Annotated in this window: 14 protein-coding genes and 3 pseudogenes; 10 read left to right on the top strand and 7 right to left on the bottom strand. The window is 32.9% G+C overall.

The annotated features are described in order from the left end of the window. Positions 1–96: 96 nt before the first annotated feature. The 3 genes and pseudogenes from AAGD45_RS04230 to AAGD45_RS04245 form a co-directional block, all read right to left on the bottom strand. Positions 97–942 (bottom strand): annotated as a pseudogene (locus AAGD45_RS04230) (integrase core domain-containing protein); the annotation flags it as partial. 153 nt (positions 943–1,095) lie between these two features. After that, positions 1,096–1,326 (bottom strand): annotated as a pseudogene (locus AAGD45_RS04240) (helix-turn-helix domain-containing protein); the annotation flags it as partial. A 295-nt stretch (positions 1,327–1,621) separates the two neighbouring features. After that, positions 1,622–4,753 (bottom strand): N-6 DNA methylase, encoded by a 3,132-nt coding sequence (locus AAGD45_RS04245; RefSeq protein WP_341762133.1) that lies wholly within the window; start codon positions 4,751–4,753, stop codon positions 1,622–1,624. Positions 4,754–4,759: 6 nt separating this feature from the next. Here AAGD45_RS04245 and AAGD45_RS08720 point away from each other — a divergent pair. Together AAGD45_RS08720 and AAGD45_RS04255 are read left to right on the top strand one after the other, a co-directional pair. After that, positions 4,760–4,924 (top strand): annotated as a pseudogene (locus AAGD45_RS08720) (palindromic element RPE1 domain-containing protein); the annotation flags it as partial. Positions 4,925–5,169: 245 nt separating this feature from the next. Then, positions 5,170–5,907, top strand: a complete 738-nt coding sequence (locus AAGD45_RS04255) for an HD domain-containing protein (protein ID WP_341762134.1) — start codon at positions 5,170–5,172, stop codon at positions 5,905–5,907. Here the strand turns inward: AAGD45_RS04255 and AAGD45_RS04260 are convergent. Continuing rightward, positions 5,801–7,147 (bottom strand): MFS transporter, encoded by a 1,347-nt coding sequence (locus AAGD45_RS04260; protein WP_341762135.1) that lies wholly within the window; start codon positions 7,145–7,147, stop codon positions 5,801–5,803. The two genes, AAGD45_RS04255 and AAGD45_RS04260, sit on opposite strands and share 107 nt — an antisense overlap. A gap of 334 nt (positions 7,148–7,481) precedes the next feature. Between AAGD45_RS04260 and AAGD45_RS04265 the strand changes: the two genes are divergently transcribed. From AAGD45_RS04265 to AAGD45_RS04285, 5 genes are all read left to right on the top strand, one after another. Further along, positions 7,482–8,870, top strand: a complete 1,389-nt coding sequence (locus AAGD45_RS04265; protein WP_341762136.1) for a hypothetical protein — start codon at positions 7,482–7,484, stop codon at positions 8,868–8,870. 37 nt (positions 8,871–8,907) lie between these two features. Beyond that, the gene (locus AAGD45_RS04270) at positions 8,908–9,531 is read left to right on the top strand and encodes a hypothetical protein (protein ID WP_341762137.1); all 624 of its coding nucleotides are present in this window, start codon (positions 8,908–8,910) and stop codon (positions 9,529–9,531) included. 330 nt (positions 9,532–9,861) lie between these two features. After that, positions 9,862–11,226, top strand: coding sequence for an MFS transporter (locus AAGD45_RS04275; protein ID WP_341762138.1), 1,365 nt, complete (start codon positions 9,862–9,864; stop codon positions 11,224–11,226). Between the two features lie 47 nt (positions 11,227–11,273). Then, positions 11,274–12,641 (top strand): MFS transporter, encoded by a 1,368-nt coding sequence (locus AAGD45_RS04280; RefSeq protein ID WP_341762139.1) that lies wholly within the window; start codon positions 11,274–11,276, stop codon positions 12,639–12,641. A 46-nt stretch (positions 12,642–12,687) separates the two neighbouring features. After that, positions 12,688–14,016: an MFS transporter gene (locus AAGD45_RS04285; RefSeq protein WP_341762140.1), complete on the top strand. Its 1,329-nt coding sequence runs from the start codon at positions 12,688–12,690 to the stop codon at positions 14,014–14,016. Here AAGD45_RS04285 and AAGD45_RS04290 read toward each other — a convergent pair. After that, the gene (locus tag AAGD45_RS04290; protein WP_341762141.1) at positions 13,976–14,683 is read right to left on the bottom strand and encodes an HD domain-containing protein; all 708 of its coding nucleotides are present in this window, start codon (positions 14,681–14,683) and stop codon (positions 13,976–13,978) included. The two genes, AAGD45_RS04285 and AAGD45_RS04290, sit on opposite strands and share 41 nt — an antisense overlap. Before the next feature lie 228 nt (positions 14,684–14,911). Here AAGD45_RS04290 and AAGD45_RS04295 point away from each other — a divergent pair, with 228 nt between their 5' ends. Further along, positions 14,912–15,166 carry a hypothetical protein gene (locus AAGD45_RS04295; RefSeq protein WP_341762142.1) on the top strand — a complete coding sequence of 85 codons (255 nt, stop codon included), beginning with the start codon at positions 14,912–14,914 and terminating at the stop codon, positions 15,164–15,166. Between the two features lie 170 nt (positions 15,167–15,336). Here the strand turns inward: AAGD45_RS04295 and AAGD45_RS04300 are convergent, their stop codons facing one another. Together AAGD45_RS04300 and AAGD45_RS04305 are read right to left on the bottom strand one after the other, a co-directional pair. Continuing rightward, positions 15,337–15,846 carry a hypothetical protein gene (locus AAGD45_RS04300; RefSeq protein WP_341762143.1) on the bottom strand — a complete coding sequence of 170 codons (510 nt, stop codon included), beginning with the start codon at positions 15,844–15,846 and terminating at the stop codon, positions 15,337–15,339. A gap of 5 nt (positions 15,847–15,851) precedes the next feature. Then, positions 15,852–17,000, bottom strand: coding sequence for a recombinase family protein (locus tag AAGD45_RS04305; protein WP_341762144.1), 1,149 nt, complete (start codon positions 16,998–17,000; stop codon positions 15,852–15,854). Between the two features lie 472 nt (positions 17,001–17,472). On the opposite strand from AAGD45_RS04305, the gene AAGD45_RS04310 reads away from it, so the two are divergent. Both AAGD45_RS04310 and AAGD45_RS08725 read left to right on the top strand, forming a co-directional pair. Then, complete coding sequence (locus AAGD45_RS04310; RefSeq protein ID WP_341762145.1) at positions 17,473–17,706, top strand: hypothetical protein; 234 nt, start codon at positions 17,473–17,475, stop codon at positions 17,704–17,706. Next, positions 17,661–17,876 carry a hypothetical protein gene (locus AAGD45_RS08725; RefSeq protein WP_410521086.1) on the top strand — a complete coding sequence of 72 codons (216 nt, stop codon included), beginning with the start codon at positions 17,661–17,663 and terminating at the stop codon, positions 17,874–17,876. The genes AAGD45_RS04310 and AAGD45_RS08725 overlap by 46 nt, the downstream gene beginning before the upstream one ends. Positions 17,877–17,925: the final 49 nt, after the last annotated feature.

Here is a 17,925-nt window from a genome sequence, read left to right on the forward strand (position 1 = left end):
ATAGTTAGGAAAGAGGAAAGAAAGTTGCCATAGTAAGAAGAAATGGTAGTTTCTAGTTATGTACTAGTTACGACTTAATCTGACAATAAGTAATAATCAGGCAGCTTGATAAGTAATAGCCAAGTTGTCTGATATTCTCTCTATATTACTAATATTTTTATCTTTAGCAATATAAAGTGAATCTCTAAAAGTTTGCATTGGTGTTTTACCAAAACAATGTTTACCTGAATGAGACCTTTCGTTATTATAATTTGTAAGCCAAGTATCTATATCAGCTTGTAACTCATCTAATGTATTATAGAGCTTTTTACGGAATAGAATGTGATAGCACTCTTCCTGCATAGTTTTGTGAAAACGCTCACATATACCATTAGTTTGAGGGCTATATGCTTTAGTTCTAGAATGATCTATATTCTCAATACCAAGATATAGTTGATAAGCATGATTCTCAGGTTTACCACAATATTCCGTGCCTCTATTTGTAAGTATTCGAAGCAAAGGGATATTATACTTTTCAAAAAATGGAATAACCCTATCATTCAAATGGTCTGCTGTAGTAATAGCTGTTTTCTCGGTATAAAGCTTACAAATAGCTACCCTAGAATAAGTGTCTACAAAGGTTTGTTGGTAGATACGTCCTATGCCTTTAATGTTTCCAACATAATAGGTATATTGAGAGCCAAGGTAACCAGGATGCATGGTTTCAATCTCACCAGTTGCTTCACGTTTATTCTTGATTTTCTCAAGTGCAGCAAGTTGTGCATCACTCAAAATAATACCAGCATTTGCAACTTTAGCATCCAATGCTTTTAGACGTTTTTTGAAATTCTATAGATCATGACGTAGCCAAACAGACCTTACTCCACTTCCAGAGATAACGATACCTCTCCTACGTAATTCATTAGCAGTACGTTCCTGACCATAAGCAGGAAATTCAACAGCTATATTAGACTTCTTTCGAAACTCGCTTATGCTGGGGGATTTGAAGGAGACGCGGAACGCAGAACCGCAGCGTACTCTAATGTACGTGAGGATTCGAGTACCGCATCGACGTACAAATCACCAACAGAAGTAGAGTTTCGAAAGAAGTCTATTAACTACTGCATCCTCGATATTAGATGGAACACGATTCTTCAAACATGGCTTCTTTCTAGTCATCTCAAACAAAGATTCTGCTCCACCTTGCTCATGCAGTTCCTTATAGCGGTAAAATGTATCTCTGCTATAGCCCATTACTTTACAAGCTTGCTATACGTTTCCTAGTTGTTCTGCTAATTGTAATAAACCAATTCTTGGTTTTATAATTTTTTCTTGATATGTTGTCATCTGACAGTCTCCTTAATAAGAGGTTGTTAAAATTTGCTGGGTACGATTTTATTCCATATTTTCGTACCCAACAACTCCAAACTGTCAGATCAAGTCTTTACTTTTACACCAGTCATAAAATTGCTTAAGTTACACTTTGCGCAACCAATATAACCTTTTTGTCCAGTAGTGTGACTCAGATGTACGTGAGGAGCAGAGTACCGGTATCACGCACAAATTACCAGCAGAAGTAGAATTTTCGAAGAGGTCTAATTCCTCTGAGGCAACTCCAACTGATGACGAGTCAGACTGCGATTCAGATTCTGATATAATTATCAATATCAACTTTTATATTTTCTATTTTTTCAAGTTCTCTTTTTATATTATTTTTTATTTCTTCGATTTTACGATATTTTTCTGCTATCTCCTTTTGTTTTGGTAAATCAAATTCATCTGTTGCAGTAATTGGGATTTTGATTTCAATATTTCTTGTTCTTTCTATGGTTGGCTTGTATTCCCAGTTAAAGTTATTTTTATCTAATACTTTTTGTAATTCAAACGATAGATATAAACAATCAAGGTTATCACATTTTGGGATATACAATCTTGCATCTCCATTTATGCTAAATTTATGTTTTGACCTATAAAAAACTGTGCCAGCATATCCATTGGTAGTAATCTGGATAGATTCAACATCATGATCAAAATGATTTATATAACCTAAAACACCACCTTGTTTTGTGTTTGCTGAGTAGATAGGATACGAACCTTTATGTTTTTTAATATAAGTCTTAGTGTATTTTGCTATTCCTTTTTTTATATTAAAAATATCCTCTATTTTTACACTTTGGCAATACTCGATTGCATCATCAATTTTGATAACAAGTTTATCTATTTTATGTTTGTATTCCCCAACTTCTTGCTTAATTTCAGAGATTACTTGATATTTTTCTATAATATCTTGTTGGATGTCAATATCAAGATTCCCATCGACATCTACAGGTAATCTAATAATGATATTCTGCATATTTTTTAGAGAAGCTCTTAATCCCCTATCAAAACCATAAACATCCTTAATTCTGTCTAGCTCAATCATTAAATATTGTGGCAAGATAGTATCTTCTAATATTCTTATTGTTCCACAATGATCAGTTGTTGCAAATGGGATGTACTTTCTAATAAAATTAAATTTAAAATCACCATCAATACCCCATATAACAAAATTACTATCAAAATCTTTTATATTACTATCTTTTATCAAACCAACTGGATTAAATACATTTGCACTATATGCGGGTATATTGCCAGCTTTAATATTTATTAAATCCCTTTTTAAAACTCTTTTACCTATAAATAATTTAAAATAGCTACAATCATTTAAAGGTATTTCTAAGTACTTTTTTTTTTCTTGAGTTACATTAAAACCAATATCTTGCAAAGATGTAGTAAACTCATTACAGCTCGTTACTAAATCGCTAATTATATCACTAAACTCACTAATTGAAACTACTTGGTCTATTCCTTCAATGCCTAATTCAATTTTTTCTTCTTTACTCCACCATCTTTCTACAGACCAATTTTTATCACTGTCAAATTCATTTATCGAAACTATCTTACACCTTTTATCATGATTAAGAGTTGCAAAATACTTCTTATTGCCCTTAAAAGCATTATATAAATTAACAGCTTCTTTTAAGTCATCTTGCTCAATATCAAATCTGTAGATATCTCTACTTTCACCTATTTCACTGACCAAATAAGTGAATACAGGATCAGTTTGAATATCAGAAATATCAGATTTTTTTGTAATTGCTAAAATATAGGTCTTTTTTTGTGTTGTAAAAAATGTCTTTAATGGCAAAGAAATAATTGCATCAATATAGCAACTATCCAAAATATATTGCCTTAGTTTTTTATCATTCTGTCTATTAAAAATGCCGTCAGGAACAACTATAAAAGCCTTGCCACCTTTTTTTAGAGCTTTTATAATCCATTCCATGAAAAGTCCCTCAATACCCATGGCATTTATCTTGTAATAATTCTTTAACGTAATATTTTTAGCTATCTCTTCTTTTATGTTACTACTTCCACTAGTAACATAAGGAGGGTTTGTTAAAATTAAGTCATATTTCTCTTCTGCAACATCGGAAAGAGTACCAAGTATTGAGTTTGTTTTTAAAATGAAACTATCATTAAATATTTTGGCAAATTCTCTAGTTAGTCCAATATTATCTTTTATCAGTTCACAAAAATAAATAAGCATATTGGCTTTTGCTAAAATGATGGTTTTTTGTTCATCTTTATCAAAACCTTTATCAAAGCCAACTATTTTAACTTTTTGTATTATTTTATTGTTTTCAACTTTAAAAAGCTTATCAAGATTGTCTTTTATAAATTCTAATGGAAATTTACCTACTCCGCATGCTGGATCACAAATAGTCATCCCATCTTTTAGTTCACCTTCTGCCATTTCGTTGATAGCACGAACAACTTTAATTGGAGTAAAAAACTGTCCCCAATTCTTCTTACTGATACTTTCTTTCAAAAAACTTTCAAAAAGCTTGCTTTTAAAATCATGGTCAACATGCTCAAGTTTTCCATAATCTCTAAATTTTTGTAAAACTTTTTTAAAGACTGTTCCGTAACCATCCACAGCTTTTTGTTCTTTACTGATAAATAGGCTACCATTTATTATGGTGGTCTTGTCTAGGGCATTTTCAGGAAACAGCTCCTTTATTTGTGGTCTGATAATATTTGCGTAATGTTGCAAAACTGTGTTAGTTTCATTGCCTTCTTCATACATCCTGAGTAAAGTATAAAAATTATAAGTACCTTGCAATATTTTTAAATCACTTAGATATTTGAATATAAATAATTCAACAAATGTGTATAAGCAATTCTCAGGGGTTGCACCACTAACACTCCAAACATCTTGCCATATTTGTTTTGCTAAGTCGGTTGGATTGATTAGTTTTTTTGGTAAGATTTTATCATTTTTTTCATTTATTGATTGTATTATTTCATTGATAACTTTTTGCAAGTTTGTATCTTTGGAGTCAAAAAGATACTTAAAATCATCACCTTTTTCGTTTTTTACGTTATTACCAGTAGCAACATTAATCCATACCGTTTCTTGGGTATCAGTTGCAATAATTAATTTTGTTTTTAGTTTTTTGGCAACCTCAATTTCTTGCAAAATGGCATTATTTTTTTTATCCTTGGTATTAAAGTTTTCAGGTAGTTTAAATTCCACAATAGCAATAACTTCTTTTTGTTTTGTGATAATGGCATCAACTCTCTTGTTTGATACATCCCCATAATCTATACTTCTTATTATATCAGCTTTTTTTAAAGCACTAATAGTTGTTGCACCAATATTATAAAAATTCCAAGTCCCTATTTTTTGAGGATTCTTGATTAAATCTCGTTGCAGAAGTTCTTCGCTCATAATTAAATCACACAATTATTCAATAGACCTCTTGCGAAATTCGCTTCTGTTAGGGAATTTGTAGGAGACACGGAACGGAAAACCGCAGCGTACTCTAGTGTACGTGAGGATTTGAGTACCGGATCGACGCACAAATTACCAGCAGAAGTAGAATTACGCAAGAGGTCTAATAACAAATCAAAAGTAGTATTATTGTCCCTTATTATATCCAAAACAAAACTCATCGACAATAGATATTTAAGATATTTTTTACTAATCTTATGAAATTGTCCAATAACGCGAATTCGGGTAAACTGTAATTTATACAACATAGGTTAGAAAATATGCATCTTTTTAAAAATAAAAAGCAATAAATGCTTTAAATAGTCAAAATTTTAGTTTATAATAACTTTATAATTAAAATATCATGGTTTCTTATGGAAGATGTTAATAACTATTGGGATAATTCAAAATACCAGTATTGTGCATATGCTGAGAGGTTGCTTAAGGAGTTAATTTTGCTAAATGAAAAAGTAAAGCAACCAATAAACATGTATGAAGTCAAAAAGGGCATCTACTATGCTAAAAAATATCATGGCAGTCAAATGAGGCAGTCTGGTGAGCCTTATTATTCTCATCCAATAGAGGTGGCTTATATGCTTGCCCAGTACACAGCCCTAGAAATTCCACGATTGTTTAGAACCGACATTATTGTGACTGCGTTACTACACGATACCATTGAAGATACACAACTGACCGAAAAGATGATTGCTTACATCTTTGGCAGTCAAGTGGCTAGTCAAGTAGAAGACCTGACTAGGGTTAAGCCTCATGGCAAGATTAGCTCGGCGGAAACACTAGATTTACTATTCCAGCAAAAAAAATATGATGTGGCATTGATTAAACTTTTTGATAGAATTCACAATTTAGAAACTTTAGGAGCAAAATCACTAGAAAAAGCTAAAAAGATAGTAGAAGAAACTGTAATACATTTTTTAACTTTAGCTATGCATTTAAAAATACCAACAGTAACAAAACGAATTATTACATTATGTTGTCAACATTTATCTATACCTCTACATAAGGCTTTTGTGGATAATTCCCGACCTCTTTCTCCAACTTTTCAAAATGAAATAGTCCGAATGCAAAACCTATGCAAACTGGAAGCAATATAATCATTATCCCCCAATGATGCAAATATTCAGTTAAGTAAACAATTGAAAAAGGGGTAACTACATACATTAAGGCACGAGATATGGCAAAGGTAAGACTAGCACAGCTAAAACGTTTAAAGACAGGAAAATGTTTATAATATATTGACTGTCCTAGGTTAGGACCGATAGGTACAAATAACATAGCGAATAATTGAATTAAAAATACATCAAATGAGCTATTAACATTATTTAATAAATAAGGGCAAGCTAAAGCAAATACACAAAATATTAATAACAAAGTTTTTACAATTTTTAACGGATATATTTTATAACTTAAATATGTTAATACCAAAGTGCTTAAGAAGGAAAATATGGAGAGAATAAAATTTTGATGAATGACCTGTTCAGCACTATAGCCAAAAGAAGTTTTTAAAAGATTGCCACAATGCATATAAGCAAAATAAAAACATACGGGACACATACATTCTATTAAAAACAATGCTAAAATTGTTGTTTTATTAGCTTTTTCCTTCCATATTGGATTATTTTCTAGTTTTTTGAGATCTATGCTGCCAACATTTGAAGGCTGCTGAAAAGTTTTTTTTAGTTGACGTTTGGCATCAGCAAATTCTGGTGTTTCTCTAAGACTCTTTCGAGCTGCTGTGCCGATCAATGCTACGCCTGCTCCCATCCAAAATGCTATACGCCAATTAAATCCATAGGAGGTCACTAAAGATGCTATTCCTAAAGCGCCAACTTCTCCTAAAGTACTAAAAATCGCAACTGATGAAACAGCTGGATATTGGGCTGGTGGATTTATAGATTCAGTTAAATAAAGTGCTGCTCCTACTGTCTCTCCCATAACGGACATTCCTTGTAGTACACGGCATATGGTGATCAACCAAGAGGCTGTAATACCTATTTGGGCATAAGTAGGGAGATTAGCCATGGTAATACATGATAAAGCCATTATAAAAGTCGTTATAATAACGGTATTCTTACGCCCTATATTATCACCTATATAGCCAAAAATTAACGCTCCAACAGGTCTAAAAATAAGGCTAGAACAGAAAGCCGTAGCAGAGTAAATTGCTGTAGTATGCGGATCACTTTGAGGAAAAAACAACTCATTCATCAATATTGCCATATGAATGTAAAGCATCAAGTCAAAAGATTCTAAAAAAGTCCCTATGGACAGCAATCCTACCGCTTCTTTTTGCTCTTTAGTTAGGCTTCTTTGTTCCTGCTGATATCCTATCATTTATTCACCTTAATATATTTATTAGTACTAATAGATATTGATGATTTGGTTGAACGATAGCAAGAAAAAATAATATAGAAAATTGAAATAATAAATCTTGGTTGTAACAATATCACAATTCTATAAACAAATTAGTAAGGGGGAAAAGAGATATTGGTAAAAATATAGGCTGAGATCAAAGGATGTTAAATATCAGAACTAATATAGTTATGTGAGTAGAATATTGGATATTGTTTATATTATGAAAAATAATTAATTTTCATTAAAAATAAGTTGACTAATATTTTAGAATTGATTCTAATTAAATTATGGCAACGTAAATCAACCTAATAGCATGGTAAAATATAAAATGGCTGATGATTTTGATGATGGGAATATGAGCAAAGAAGACTCTGCTTATGTTACTCAGTTTGAGAATGTTATTAATGATATCAAATCTCAGCTGCATACTACTAACCCAGCTGAGCTAGCGAGACTCAATAGTGCTATAAGCAGTTTGTTAGCTAGTAATCTTCCAGCAGAAATACTAAAAAGTTTAGAAGCTTTACAAGCTGCTGTTGCCAAAGAAGAGCAGCGTGCTGAACAAAATATTACTTACAGGCAAGAAGCGGAAGCCGCAACTAAGATGCAAGAACAAATAGAGTTTCTAGAGAGGGAAGCTGAAAAGTTAGAAGCTGAGCGGTCAGCACAATTTCACCAAGAAAGCATAAAATTAAAAGAACAACATACAGAGTTTAACAAAAATGCTGATGCATTTTTAACCGCAAGGAAAAGCGAAACAAATCAGTTGCATGATGTAGTTAAAGATCTTAAAGATGGCAAAGATGTAGAAAGTAAACTGCAGAAACTGGTAAAAAGCGAAGATCAGATTAAAAAACAAAATACAGAATATAAAAATTTACTTGAACATCGTGATAAAGTACATGAACATTATGATGGAGTAATGAAGCACGATAAAAAATTAAAAGAAGAAAAAGTAAAGTTAGAAAAAGATAAGATAGAAAAGGAAAAGTCGAAGGATGTTCAGTCGATAAGTGAAATTGACACGATAAAACAAAAAATAAAACATCAGGATAAGAAAATTACGGATTTTGCTCCAGTTGTGGAACAAGCTCAAAAGCAGAAAGATGAAGTTGATGCTAAGGTTCAGGAGATGAAGGAGAATGATAAAAATGAAGATAAGGAATTTAATGATTTTGATAAGTTAGTTAAACAATTACAACAGACAGATCCTGCTAAATATCAGAAGTTAAATAAGTTTACTACTTTACTTAAAAATCAAGAAAAGGCTATTGCTGGCAATGGAATAGTTAATGACACATTGCTTCGTAGTGAAGTTACCAATATAGCTAAAAATGAAGAAAATTTAGAACCTGAAATAGCAGGAACTAACGCACCATCTTCTTCTCCCTCTAAGCAGCTGACTGAAGTAGCAAATGATAAAACACCACAAGATTCTAAAACTATTGACCAAGAACAAGATAAAACACCAACAACCAATCTTAATAAAACTCTTAAAGACGAATCACATAAGCTTGGGGATAAAATAATACAAAAATTAGGATATAATGACCAAGTGGCAGTAATGAATCAACTATCGGAAAAACACTTAGAGCAGCATATTACTAAGGGATTATCTGAGGCAAAGCCTGTTCCTCTAAAACCTGTGCCAACTCCTAATCCCAAATTTACTACCCTGAATAAGAATGAAAAACAAAGGTAACTATTAACTATATTAAAATTTAAATAATAGGTAAATTATGGCAAAATCGAAAGACTCTCCAAAAAGATATGTAGACTCAAATAAAACTATATTACGCACTAGTAATAATTTATATAATTATGCTTCTGAACAATTTGACAAGGCGGAAGGCGCAAAAGAACAGGTTGGCTTAGTATCTCAAGTGATTGGTGGATATAAAGCAGTTGCTAGATGTTGGAACGAATCATTACTCTTCGGAAATGCAGCAGCAGCTGCTGGACTTGCTTATCTTTATCGCGAAGGTTTAGGAGTAGAAAAGAGTGAATATAAGGACAAGCTTTACGTATCTGTTGGAGCTAAATTAGGCGATCCATCTTGCAAAGAATTACTGCCTCAACGAGATCATAAAGATGTTGCTTCGGAAGCTGAAAAATGGGTAAAATCTATTAAAGATATTACCACAAGATATCCAAACAAGGATGCAGAAATTACTGCGGCAGATGCAGTTTGGGCTAACGGAGTATTAGAATTCCATTGTCAACAATCTCATTCATATCAGGGAGCATCTTCTTCCCATCTTAATGATTCGTACGAAACTGATCCTGATACGTCGTTTGACTCGGAAAAAGATGTAACACTAGGTGGAAGTACTAAGCTGCATGTATGTTGTGAAATTATGTAGTATTAAACTGGTCAATACTAGGTCATCCTCGCCTACGCGGGAATGACTTTGTAACTCACCTTACGCATGGCATTTAAAAGCCATAGGGAGAATAGCCTAGAGTCATTGCGAGAAGGCATAAGCCGACGAAGCAATCCATATGACAAACTTCATGGATTGCCACGCTCACGTACGTTCGCTCGCTAATAGACGATTTAAGTCTTACAACAGCACTTAGCAATGACGATTTTTGAACTTTCGACAGTTGTGGGGGTTATGCGTAAGGTGAGTTTGTAAGCAATTAATTATATACAACTCTAGACAATATAACTTAAGGGTTTAAGCACTAATATGAGCAAATTTGTACGAGCAGATGGCAGAGTTATCTATACCCAGACCAGCCTAACTAGAGAACAAAAACAAGCTGTTGGGTTGCTGTCGATCGGGACGTTCCTAGAATATTTTGACTTGATGTTATATATTCATATGGCGGCTTTTCTTAATGAGATCTTTTTTGAAACCACTGATTCTCATACAAGCTCTTTAATGACATCTTTTGCCTTCTGTTCTACATTTGTTTTTCGGCCAGTTGGTGCGTTAATATTTGGTTGGTTAGGCGATAATATAGGTCGTAAGTCAACAGTGATCATCACAACTTTCATGATGGCTGCATCCTGTCTTGTCATGGCTAACCTGCCCACTTATGCTCAAATAGGCAGCTTGGCAGCTTGGATATTGACCATCTGCCGTATCGTGCAAGGCATATCTTCTATGGGAGAAATAACAGGAGCACAGCTTTATATAACTGAAACGATTAACCCACCAGCCCAATATGTAGGTGTGGGATTGATGTGGGCTTTCTCTTCTTTAGGAGAGGTAGCTGCTTTAGGGGTTGCCTCACTTGTTACTGCTTATGGTTTTAATTGGCGTCTAGCATTTTGGCTAGGTGCAGTAATTGCACTAATTGGTTCTGTTGCGAGAACGAGGCTACGAGAAACACCAGAATTTGCTGATGCCAAACGTCAACTAAAGAAAGTTTTTGCAGAAACTAATACAGATACCAGTACTTTAGCAAACCATCCTATTTGGACAATAAAAGTTACTAAAAAAACAGTACTAGCTTTCTTTTTATTAAAATGTGCTGTCCCGGTATGTTTTTATTTTGTCTATGTATATTGTGCTAATATTTTACAAACTAGCTTTGGTTATACAACGGTTGAGGTTATTCATCATAATTTTATTATCTGTATAATAGAGTTCTTAACAATATTAATATTATCTCGTTTAAGTTTAAAAGTGTATCCATTATTAACCGTGAAAATTATACTCATAATATTTTCTATTTTTATCATATTTTGTCCATATTTGCTGAATAATCTTCATTCTCCCTATGAGTTATTTTTGATTCAATTCGTTATCGTTTTATTTTACGAATCCTCAGGTCCTGCTATGCCAATTTTTTACAAAAACTTTCCGGTATTTAAACGTTTTACCTGTGCTAGTATGACATTCGCTATATCTCGAGCTTTGATGTATGTTATTACTGCTTTTGGCTTTGCCTACCTTATTGATCATTTTGGCAATTATGGATTATGGATTATTATGATTCCTATAATTGTGGGGTTCGCATACGGGCTATTACATTTTGAAAAGTTGGAGAAAATGGCTGGGAATTATCCTCAGCCAAATGTTAAATTGGCAACAAAGGTTGGATAATATATAGGTAAATATTGATAACATAAAGTAAAGGTTTAAATACTAATATGAGCAAATTTGTACGAGATGACGGCAGAGTTATCTATACCCAGACCAGCCTAACTAGAGAACAAAAACAAGCTGTTGGGTTGCTGTCGATCGGGACGTTCTTAGAGTACTTTGACTTGCTATTATATGTTCATATGGCGGCTTTTCTTAATGAGTTATTTTTTGAACCTACTGATCCTTATACAACCTCTTTAATGACAGCTTTCGCCTTTTGTTCAACCTACGTTTTTCGACCTATTGGGGCATTAATATTTGGTTGGTTAGGCGATAATATAGGGCGTAAATCTACCGTTATTATTACAACTTTTATGATGGCTGCATCATGTCTTGTCATGGCTAATCTACCTACTTATGCTCAGATAGGAGTAACAGCTACTTGGATAGTAACCATCTGCCGTATTGTCCAAGGTATGTCTTCTATGGGAGAGATAGTAGGGGCAGAACTATATATAACTGAAACGATCAATCCACCAGCCCAATATGCAAGTGTGGCATTGATAGGAGCTTTCTCTTGTCTAGGGGGGGGTATAGCTGCTTTAGGAATTGCTTCATTGGTTACTTCTTATGCTTTTAACTGGCGTGCAGCATTTTGGCTAGGTGCAATAGTGGCATTAATCGGTTCTATTGCTAGAACAACACTACGAGAAACACCAGAATTTGCTGATGCCAAACGTCAACTAAAAAAAGTTTTTGCACAAACTAATACAGATGCTAGTACTTTAGAAAGCCATCCTATTTGGAAAGAAAAAGTTAAGAAAAAAACATTTATAGCCCTCCTTTTGATACAATGTGTCACACCAGTATGTTTTTATTTTATCTATATGCATTGTGGCACTATTCTCAAGACCAATTTTGGTTATACAACATCTGAGGTTATTCATCATAATTTTATTGTTGCTATAATACAGTTTTTAAGTGTGTTAACATTAGCTTACTTAAGTTATAAAATTTATCCATTAGTAATCCTGAAAATTATACTGATAATATTTTCTATTTTTGTTTTATTTTGTCCATATTGGCTGAATAATCTTCATTCTCCTTATGAGTTATTTTTGATTCAGTCCATTGTTACTTTGTTTGCCCAATGTGAGGCACCTGCTGATCCCATTTTTTATAAAAGTTTTCCTGTTTTTAAACGTTTTACTAGTATTACCGTCATATTTGCTCTATCTCGAGCTTTTATGTATGTTATTACCTCTTTTGGTTTTTCCTACCTTACTAAATATTTTGGCAATTGGGGGTTATTGATTATTATGATCCCTATAAATATAGGATTCGCATACGGGCTATTACATTTTGAAAAGTTGGAGAAAATGGCTGGGAATTATCCTCAGCCAAATGTTAAATTGGCAACAAAAGCTGGATAATATTAGGTAAATGTTAATAACATAAAGTAAAGGTTTAAACACTAATATGAGCAAATTTGTACGAGATGACGGCAGGGTTATCTATCCCCAAACCAGTCTCACTAAAGAACAAAAACAAGCTGTTGGGTTGCTGTCGATTGGGACGTTCCTAGAATATTTTGATCTGATGTTATATGTACATTTAGCAGTATTACTAAATGAATTATTCTTTCCCAAATATGATCCTTTTACCACTTCATTGCTTTCGGCTGCTGCCTTTTCTTCTACTTACATATTAAGGCCTTTTGGAGCGTTATTGTTTGGTTATATTGGCGATTATTTAGGTAGAAAGACTGTCGTAATCATAACTACTTTTTTGATGGGTATTTCGTGTGTTATTATTGCAACTTTGCCTACTTATGCTCAAATAGGGATTACTGCGTCTTGGATACTTGTAATTTGTCGTATGATACAAGGTTTGTCAGCAAGTGCTGAAGCATGTGGAGCAGAAATTTATTTAACTGAAAGTTCAAGCCCACCTATTCAATATTCATTAGTTGCCTTAATAACTGTGTTTTCAGCTGTAGGAACGACAGCAGCCCTTGGAGTTGCCTCGATTTTTACTAGTACACATATTTATCAAAATGAATTCAGCTGGCGTACAGCTTTTTGGGTTGGGGCTGGCATTGCATTAATTGGTTCTGTTGCTAGGACTAGTTTAAAAGAAACCAGAGAGTTTGTGAATAAAAAAAAGAGGTTAAAAAATAGATTTATAGATAATAAAGTTGAATTTAATAAGCTGAATGAAGAAATTATTAATCAGCCAGTGCCAATTTCAACTTCAATCGCATATTTTTTTATTCAATGTGCTAGATCGCCATGTTTTTATTTCATTTATATATATTGTGGAGACATATTAAAACAAAAATGTGGTTTTTCGGCTAATCAAGTTATTAATCAAAATTTTTGGGTGTCACTGGTAGATTTATTTGGTTTAATTATGCTAGCTTATCTTAGCTATATAATCCATCCTTTAAAGATACTTAAAGCAAAGCTCTATTTATTTTTTGCTTCAATTATTTTATTCCCCATGGTGTTATCTTATAGCCTAAATTCGAATTATATTTTTATTTTTCAATGTTTGGCTGCTTTATTTGTGTTTGATAATGTGCCTGCAACACCAATATTTTATCGACATTTTCCTATCTTCAAAAGATTTACTCATACTAGTATATTAAGTGCCATAGCCAAATTATTCACTTATTTTATAACATCGTTTGGTTTAGTATTTACTACAGAATACTTAGGTTATTGGGGATTATTTTTAATTCTAGTACCTGTGGGTATAGGCTTTTTTATAGGAGTGTCTTATTTTGAGAAAATGGAGAAGCAATAACTTGAGATAGTTTAGTAAAAATATCAGCGTTATTTTTTATAACTCCCAATCTTATGTTATGCTTATAACATTTCTCATATAGGATATCGCAAAGCCATGGTAGCTCTACTACTTCACATAAAATTAAAGAATACTTTAAAGTTTCTTCAATTATCTTCTTCGCTTTTTCTGGAGACTTAGCTTCTAGAGTCTCAATATTGTGAAGCCTATCAAATATCTTAATAATTAAGGTATCATATTTCTTTTGTCTATATAACGATTCCATCATCTCCGCCGAGCTAATCTTCCCGTGAGGCTTGTTCCTGCTTAAGTCTTCTACTTGACTAGCAACCTGCTCCCCAAAAATATAAGCAATCATCTTTTCGGTAAGTTCTGTATCCTCGATGGTATCATGCAGTATGCTGGTAACAATAATGTCAGTGCGGAAAAGATAATCAGAAATCATATAAGCCACCTCTAGTGGATGGGAGTAATAAGGCTCACCAGACTGCCTCATTTGGCTGCCATGATATTTCTTGGCGTAATAAATAGCCTTTCTAACCTCATCAATATCTATTGGCCTATTTACTTCCTCATTCATCTTACGTAATTTGTCCAGTAACCTAGTAGCATATTGACAAGGTGCATACTTTGAGTTGTCCCAATAATTGATCTCTTCTTCTTCCATAAAAAAACCATACTCTATATTTTAAATATATAAGTTAAACTAAAAATTAGAATATTACTAGGAATTTATTATATTTTTTTGAAAAAGTGTAAGCTGTAAGTGACTAGACAAATATTATCAGCTTTTTAGGATAAACAAAAAAAAATGTAGAAAACATTTTGAAAAATAATAATATTATGCTACTATGTTATAATACTAGACAACTAATGCGATTTTTAGATTATAGAAATGTCAAAAGATAATTTAGATACTGGCAGAAATACCGATAGTAAATTTGTTGAAACAGAAGAAGAAAGAGAAAAACGACTGGATCGTGAAGAATCAGCTAGGAAACTAAAGGCAATTCTCTTTGTATTTATACCGCTTTTAGTTGCTTTCCTAACCTTCACTTATTTCTTTCTTAATTCAATAGAAGAAAAAAGTAAACTACTAAAAGAACAAACAAGTCAAAATATATCAACACCAAATAGCTCAGCAAAATAGGTAGGTTTGGCTAAAAAAATTAGTTTATTGGTTGAAAGGACAACATAAGACTGTTTTTAAGAGCGATAGAGTTGTTATATGGATTTAAAATTTGTTACTTTAGAAACGCTTTAAATCAGATGGTATTTTTAGGAAAAAAGTAAAAATTGCAAAGTTACCAAGAACGCTAACTATTCCATAGATGATCCATCCATAGAACGTTCTACACGGTTACAACAATGTTGCACACTGATATTATTTTTATACTCAGGCAATTTGTTTACTTTATACACAACATTGATTTCTTCACTTCCAATTTCGATTCTTTTCACCACACATCTAATCATATTTCGTTTACCATGCCAATCCAATTTGTCAAGATTCTCATCAATTCCGACTGTAAAATTCTCTAAATTAGTAACAATCAACCCTATTTCTTTTGTTAAAGTTTCTTTCTCAACTAATTTATTTTGCTGCTCTTGAGTTCTCTTTAGACTTTGTCTCATAGTTTGGATTCTTGGCTCAAACTCATCTTTAATAATATATTGTTGTGCATAACTGTCAATCAACAATGAAATACCTTTTTCTAATTTTATTTTTCGTTTTTCAAGAGAAGCATATGCTTCATCTATAGGAGACTTTTCCAGTTCTACCAAACGTCGTTGATATTCTTCAAAAATACGCTTGGGATTTTTTAGCATTTTTTTTACTTCTTCCACACAACCAATTCTATTGCAGTAGAACCCACTTGTTTATTATTGCACATTTTTGTGCCACCAAAGCGAGCAGAATCTGTGCCAGTACAACGATAATATAAATAAACAGTCTCATTTTTTGCATAACGTTTTGTAGATTTCCCACCACAATAAGCCCGCCCACAATACTTGCATACTAACAAACCTTGCAGTAAATAGGTTTCACCTTTTTTATGAATTCTTGCTCTTTTTCTATTTTCTTCTATTTGCTCTTGTACAGCATCAAACAATTGTTCATCTATAATGGTAGGTACAGAAATATAAATCCAATCTTCTTTATCCACAGAATACCTAGATGAATTGTTTTTTGGCTGCTCGCTCGAATCTCTTCGTGGTCTTATGTAGGATAATCTTACTCCAGTTTTTCTTCTTCCAAATGCAGCTTGCCCTTTATAGGTAGGATTTTTTAGCATGTACCAAACCGTACTTCTATCCCACCACATTTTGCCTTTCTTGGTCAAAATCTTATCCTTATTTAACAGGCGTATCACTTCTCCAATGGTTAGGCGATCTTTTCCAACCCAGTTGAACATTTTTCTTATAATTTCTGCTTCATCATCAATAACCTCAAAAGAGGCTTCTCCCTGACCTGTATGTTTGTCAATATAACGATAACCATAGGGTGCAACCGAAAGTACATTGACAGAACCTCTTTTTGCTGCATGAATTTTTCCCCGGCGATGTCGCTCCATAATTTTTGAACGTTCATATTCAGCAATCATTCCCTGCATTTGTAATAATAACTGTGACTCTGGATTTTCATTCGATTTTTGAAAATTTAAGAAAACAACGTCCGCACCATACCTCTCAAATTCTTCTATTAAAATCATTTGGTATGCGTATTTTCTCGATAATCGATCAGGTGAGTGAATGTAAATTTTGTCTATTATACCTGCTGCAACTTGATCACGTAGTTTTTCTAATGCGGGGCGAACAAGGTTTGAGCCACTATAACCATTATCAATAAATTGATGCTCGTCTAATAGAGGTAAACTATCAGCAATTATTCTCGATTTTAAAGCTTCTACTTGACTTGCTACTGTATTTTCTTGAGCTTGTTTCTCCGAAGATACCCTTGCATATAATGCTGCTGTTATCATTTTAAATTTTCTCGAAAAATGGTTAAACAAGGTTTCAATTCAATATTCATTTCAGATTCTTTATTTTTCACTTTATACTTTTTTCTAGGTAATAATTTTTCATAAGCGTCTATTAAATTGTTTAACGCTAGTCGATTTGGTTCATAGTTGTTAGATATATACCATTTTTTTTCACTTCTTTACTCCATTAAATTTAAACACGGATACACGATTTTCAGAGTAGAACTCAATGAATTAACTTCATAAGTAAATTTTTTCCCTGGATTATTGAATGTAAAAGCTCGTGGAATAATTTGCATGATTTCTAGAGAGTTTGCAATATTATTGTAACTGTATAGTCTAGTTTTAGGGTATGATGGTTAGTAATATGTAAGATTAAATCTCCGGGCTGTTGAAAAAGTCATAAGAAGAAGTGGAAGAAAGTTAAGATAAGAAATAAGATGTATTTTTATGCTTAAATGCAGGTGTAAAGATGCAGGATTATAAATCTGATCAAGAAGGTGTGAGCTGTGATAGAGTTAGCTTAAGGTGCATGATACCTGATGATCATTTATTAGTGAGAATTCATGAAAGTAAAGAATTAGATAGTACTAGGGAGTTTGCTACTTATGCAGGACTTACACCTAAACATAGAGTATCTAGAAAAGTGCTATATCAAAGATTGGTTCAGCTAAACTACGTAAAGCACTATACTTTCCTGCTATAGTAGCTAAAAATCATAACCCTATATTTAAACAATTTACCCAAAAGCTATCTAGTAAGGGTAAACCTACTAAGGTTATTATTGTTGCTATTATGCGTAAACTATTACATATTGTCTTTGGAATAATTAAAAATAATTCTATCTTTAATCCTATTTTAGTCCTTGACTCTTAAGACAGTATCAGAACCCACCGTCAAGTTAACTTGAATTTAACAAAAAATG

The sequence above is a fragment of the Candidatus Tisiphia endosymbiont of Thecophora atra genome (assembly GCF_964026395.1).
GTDB lineage: Bacteria > Pseudomonadota > Alphaproteobacteria > Rickettsiales > Rickettsiaceae > Tisiphia.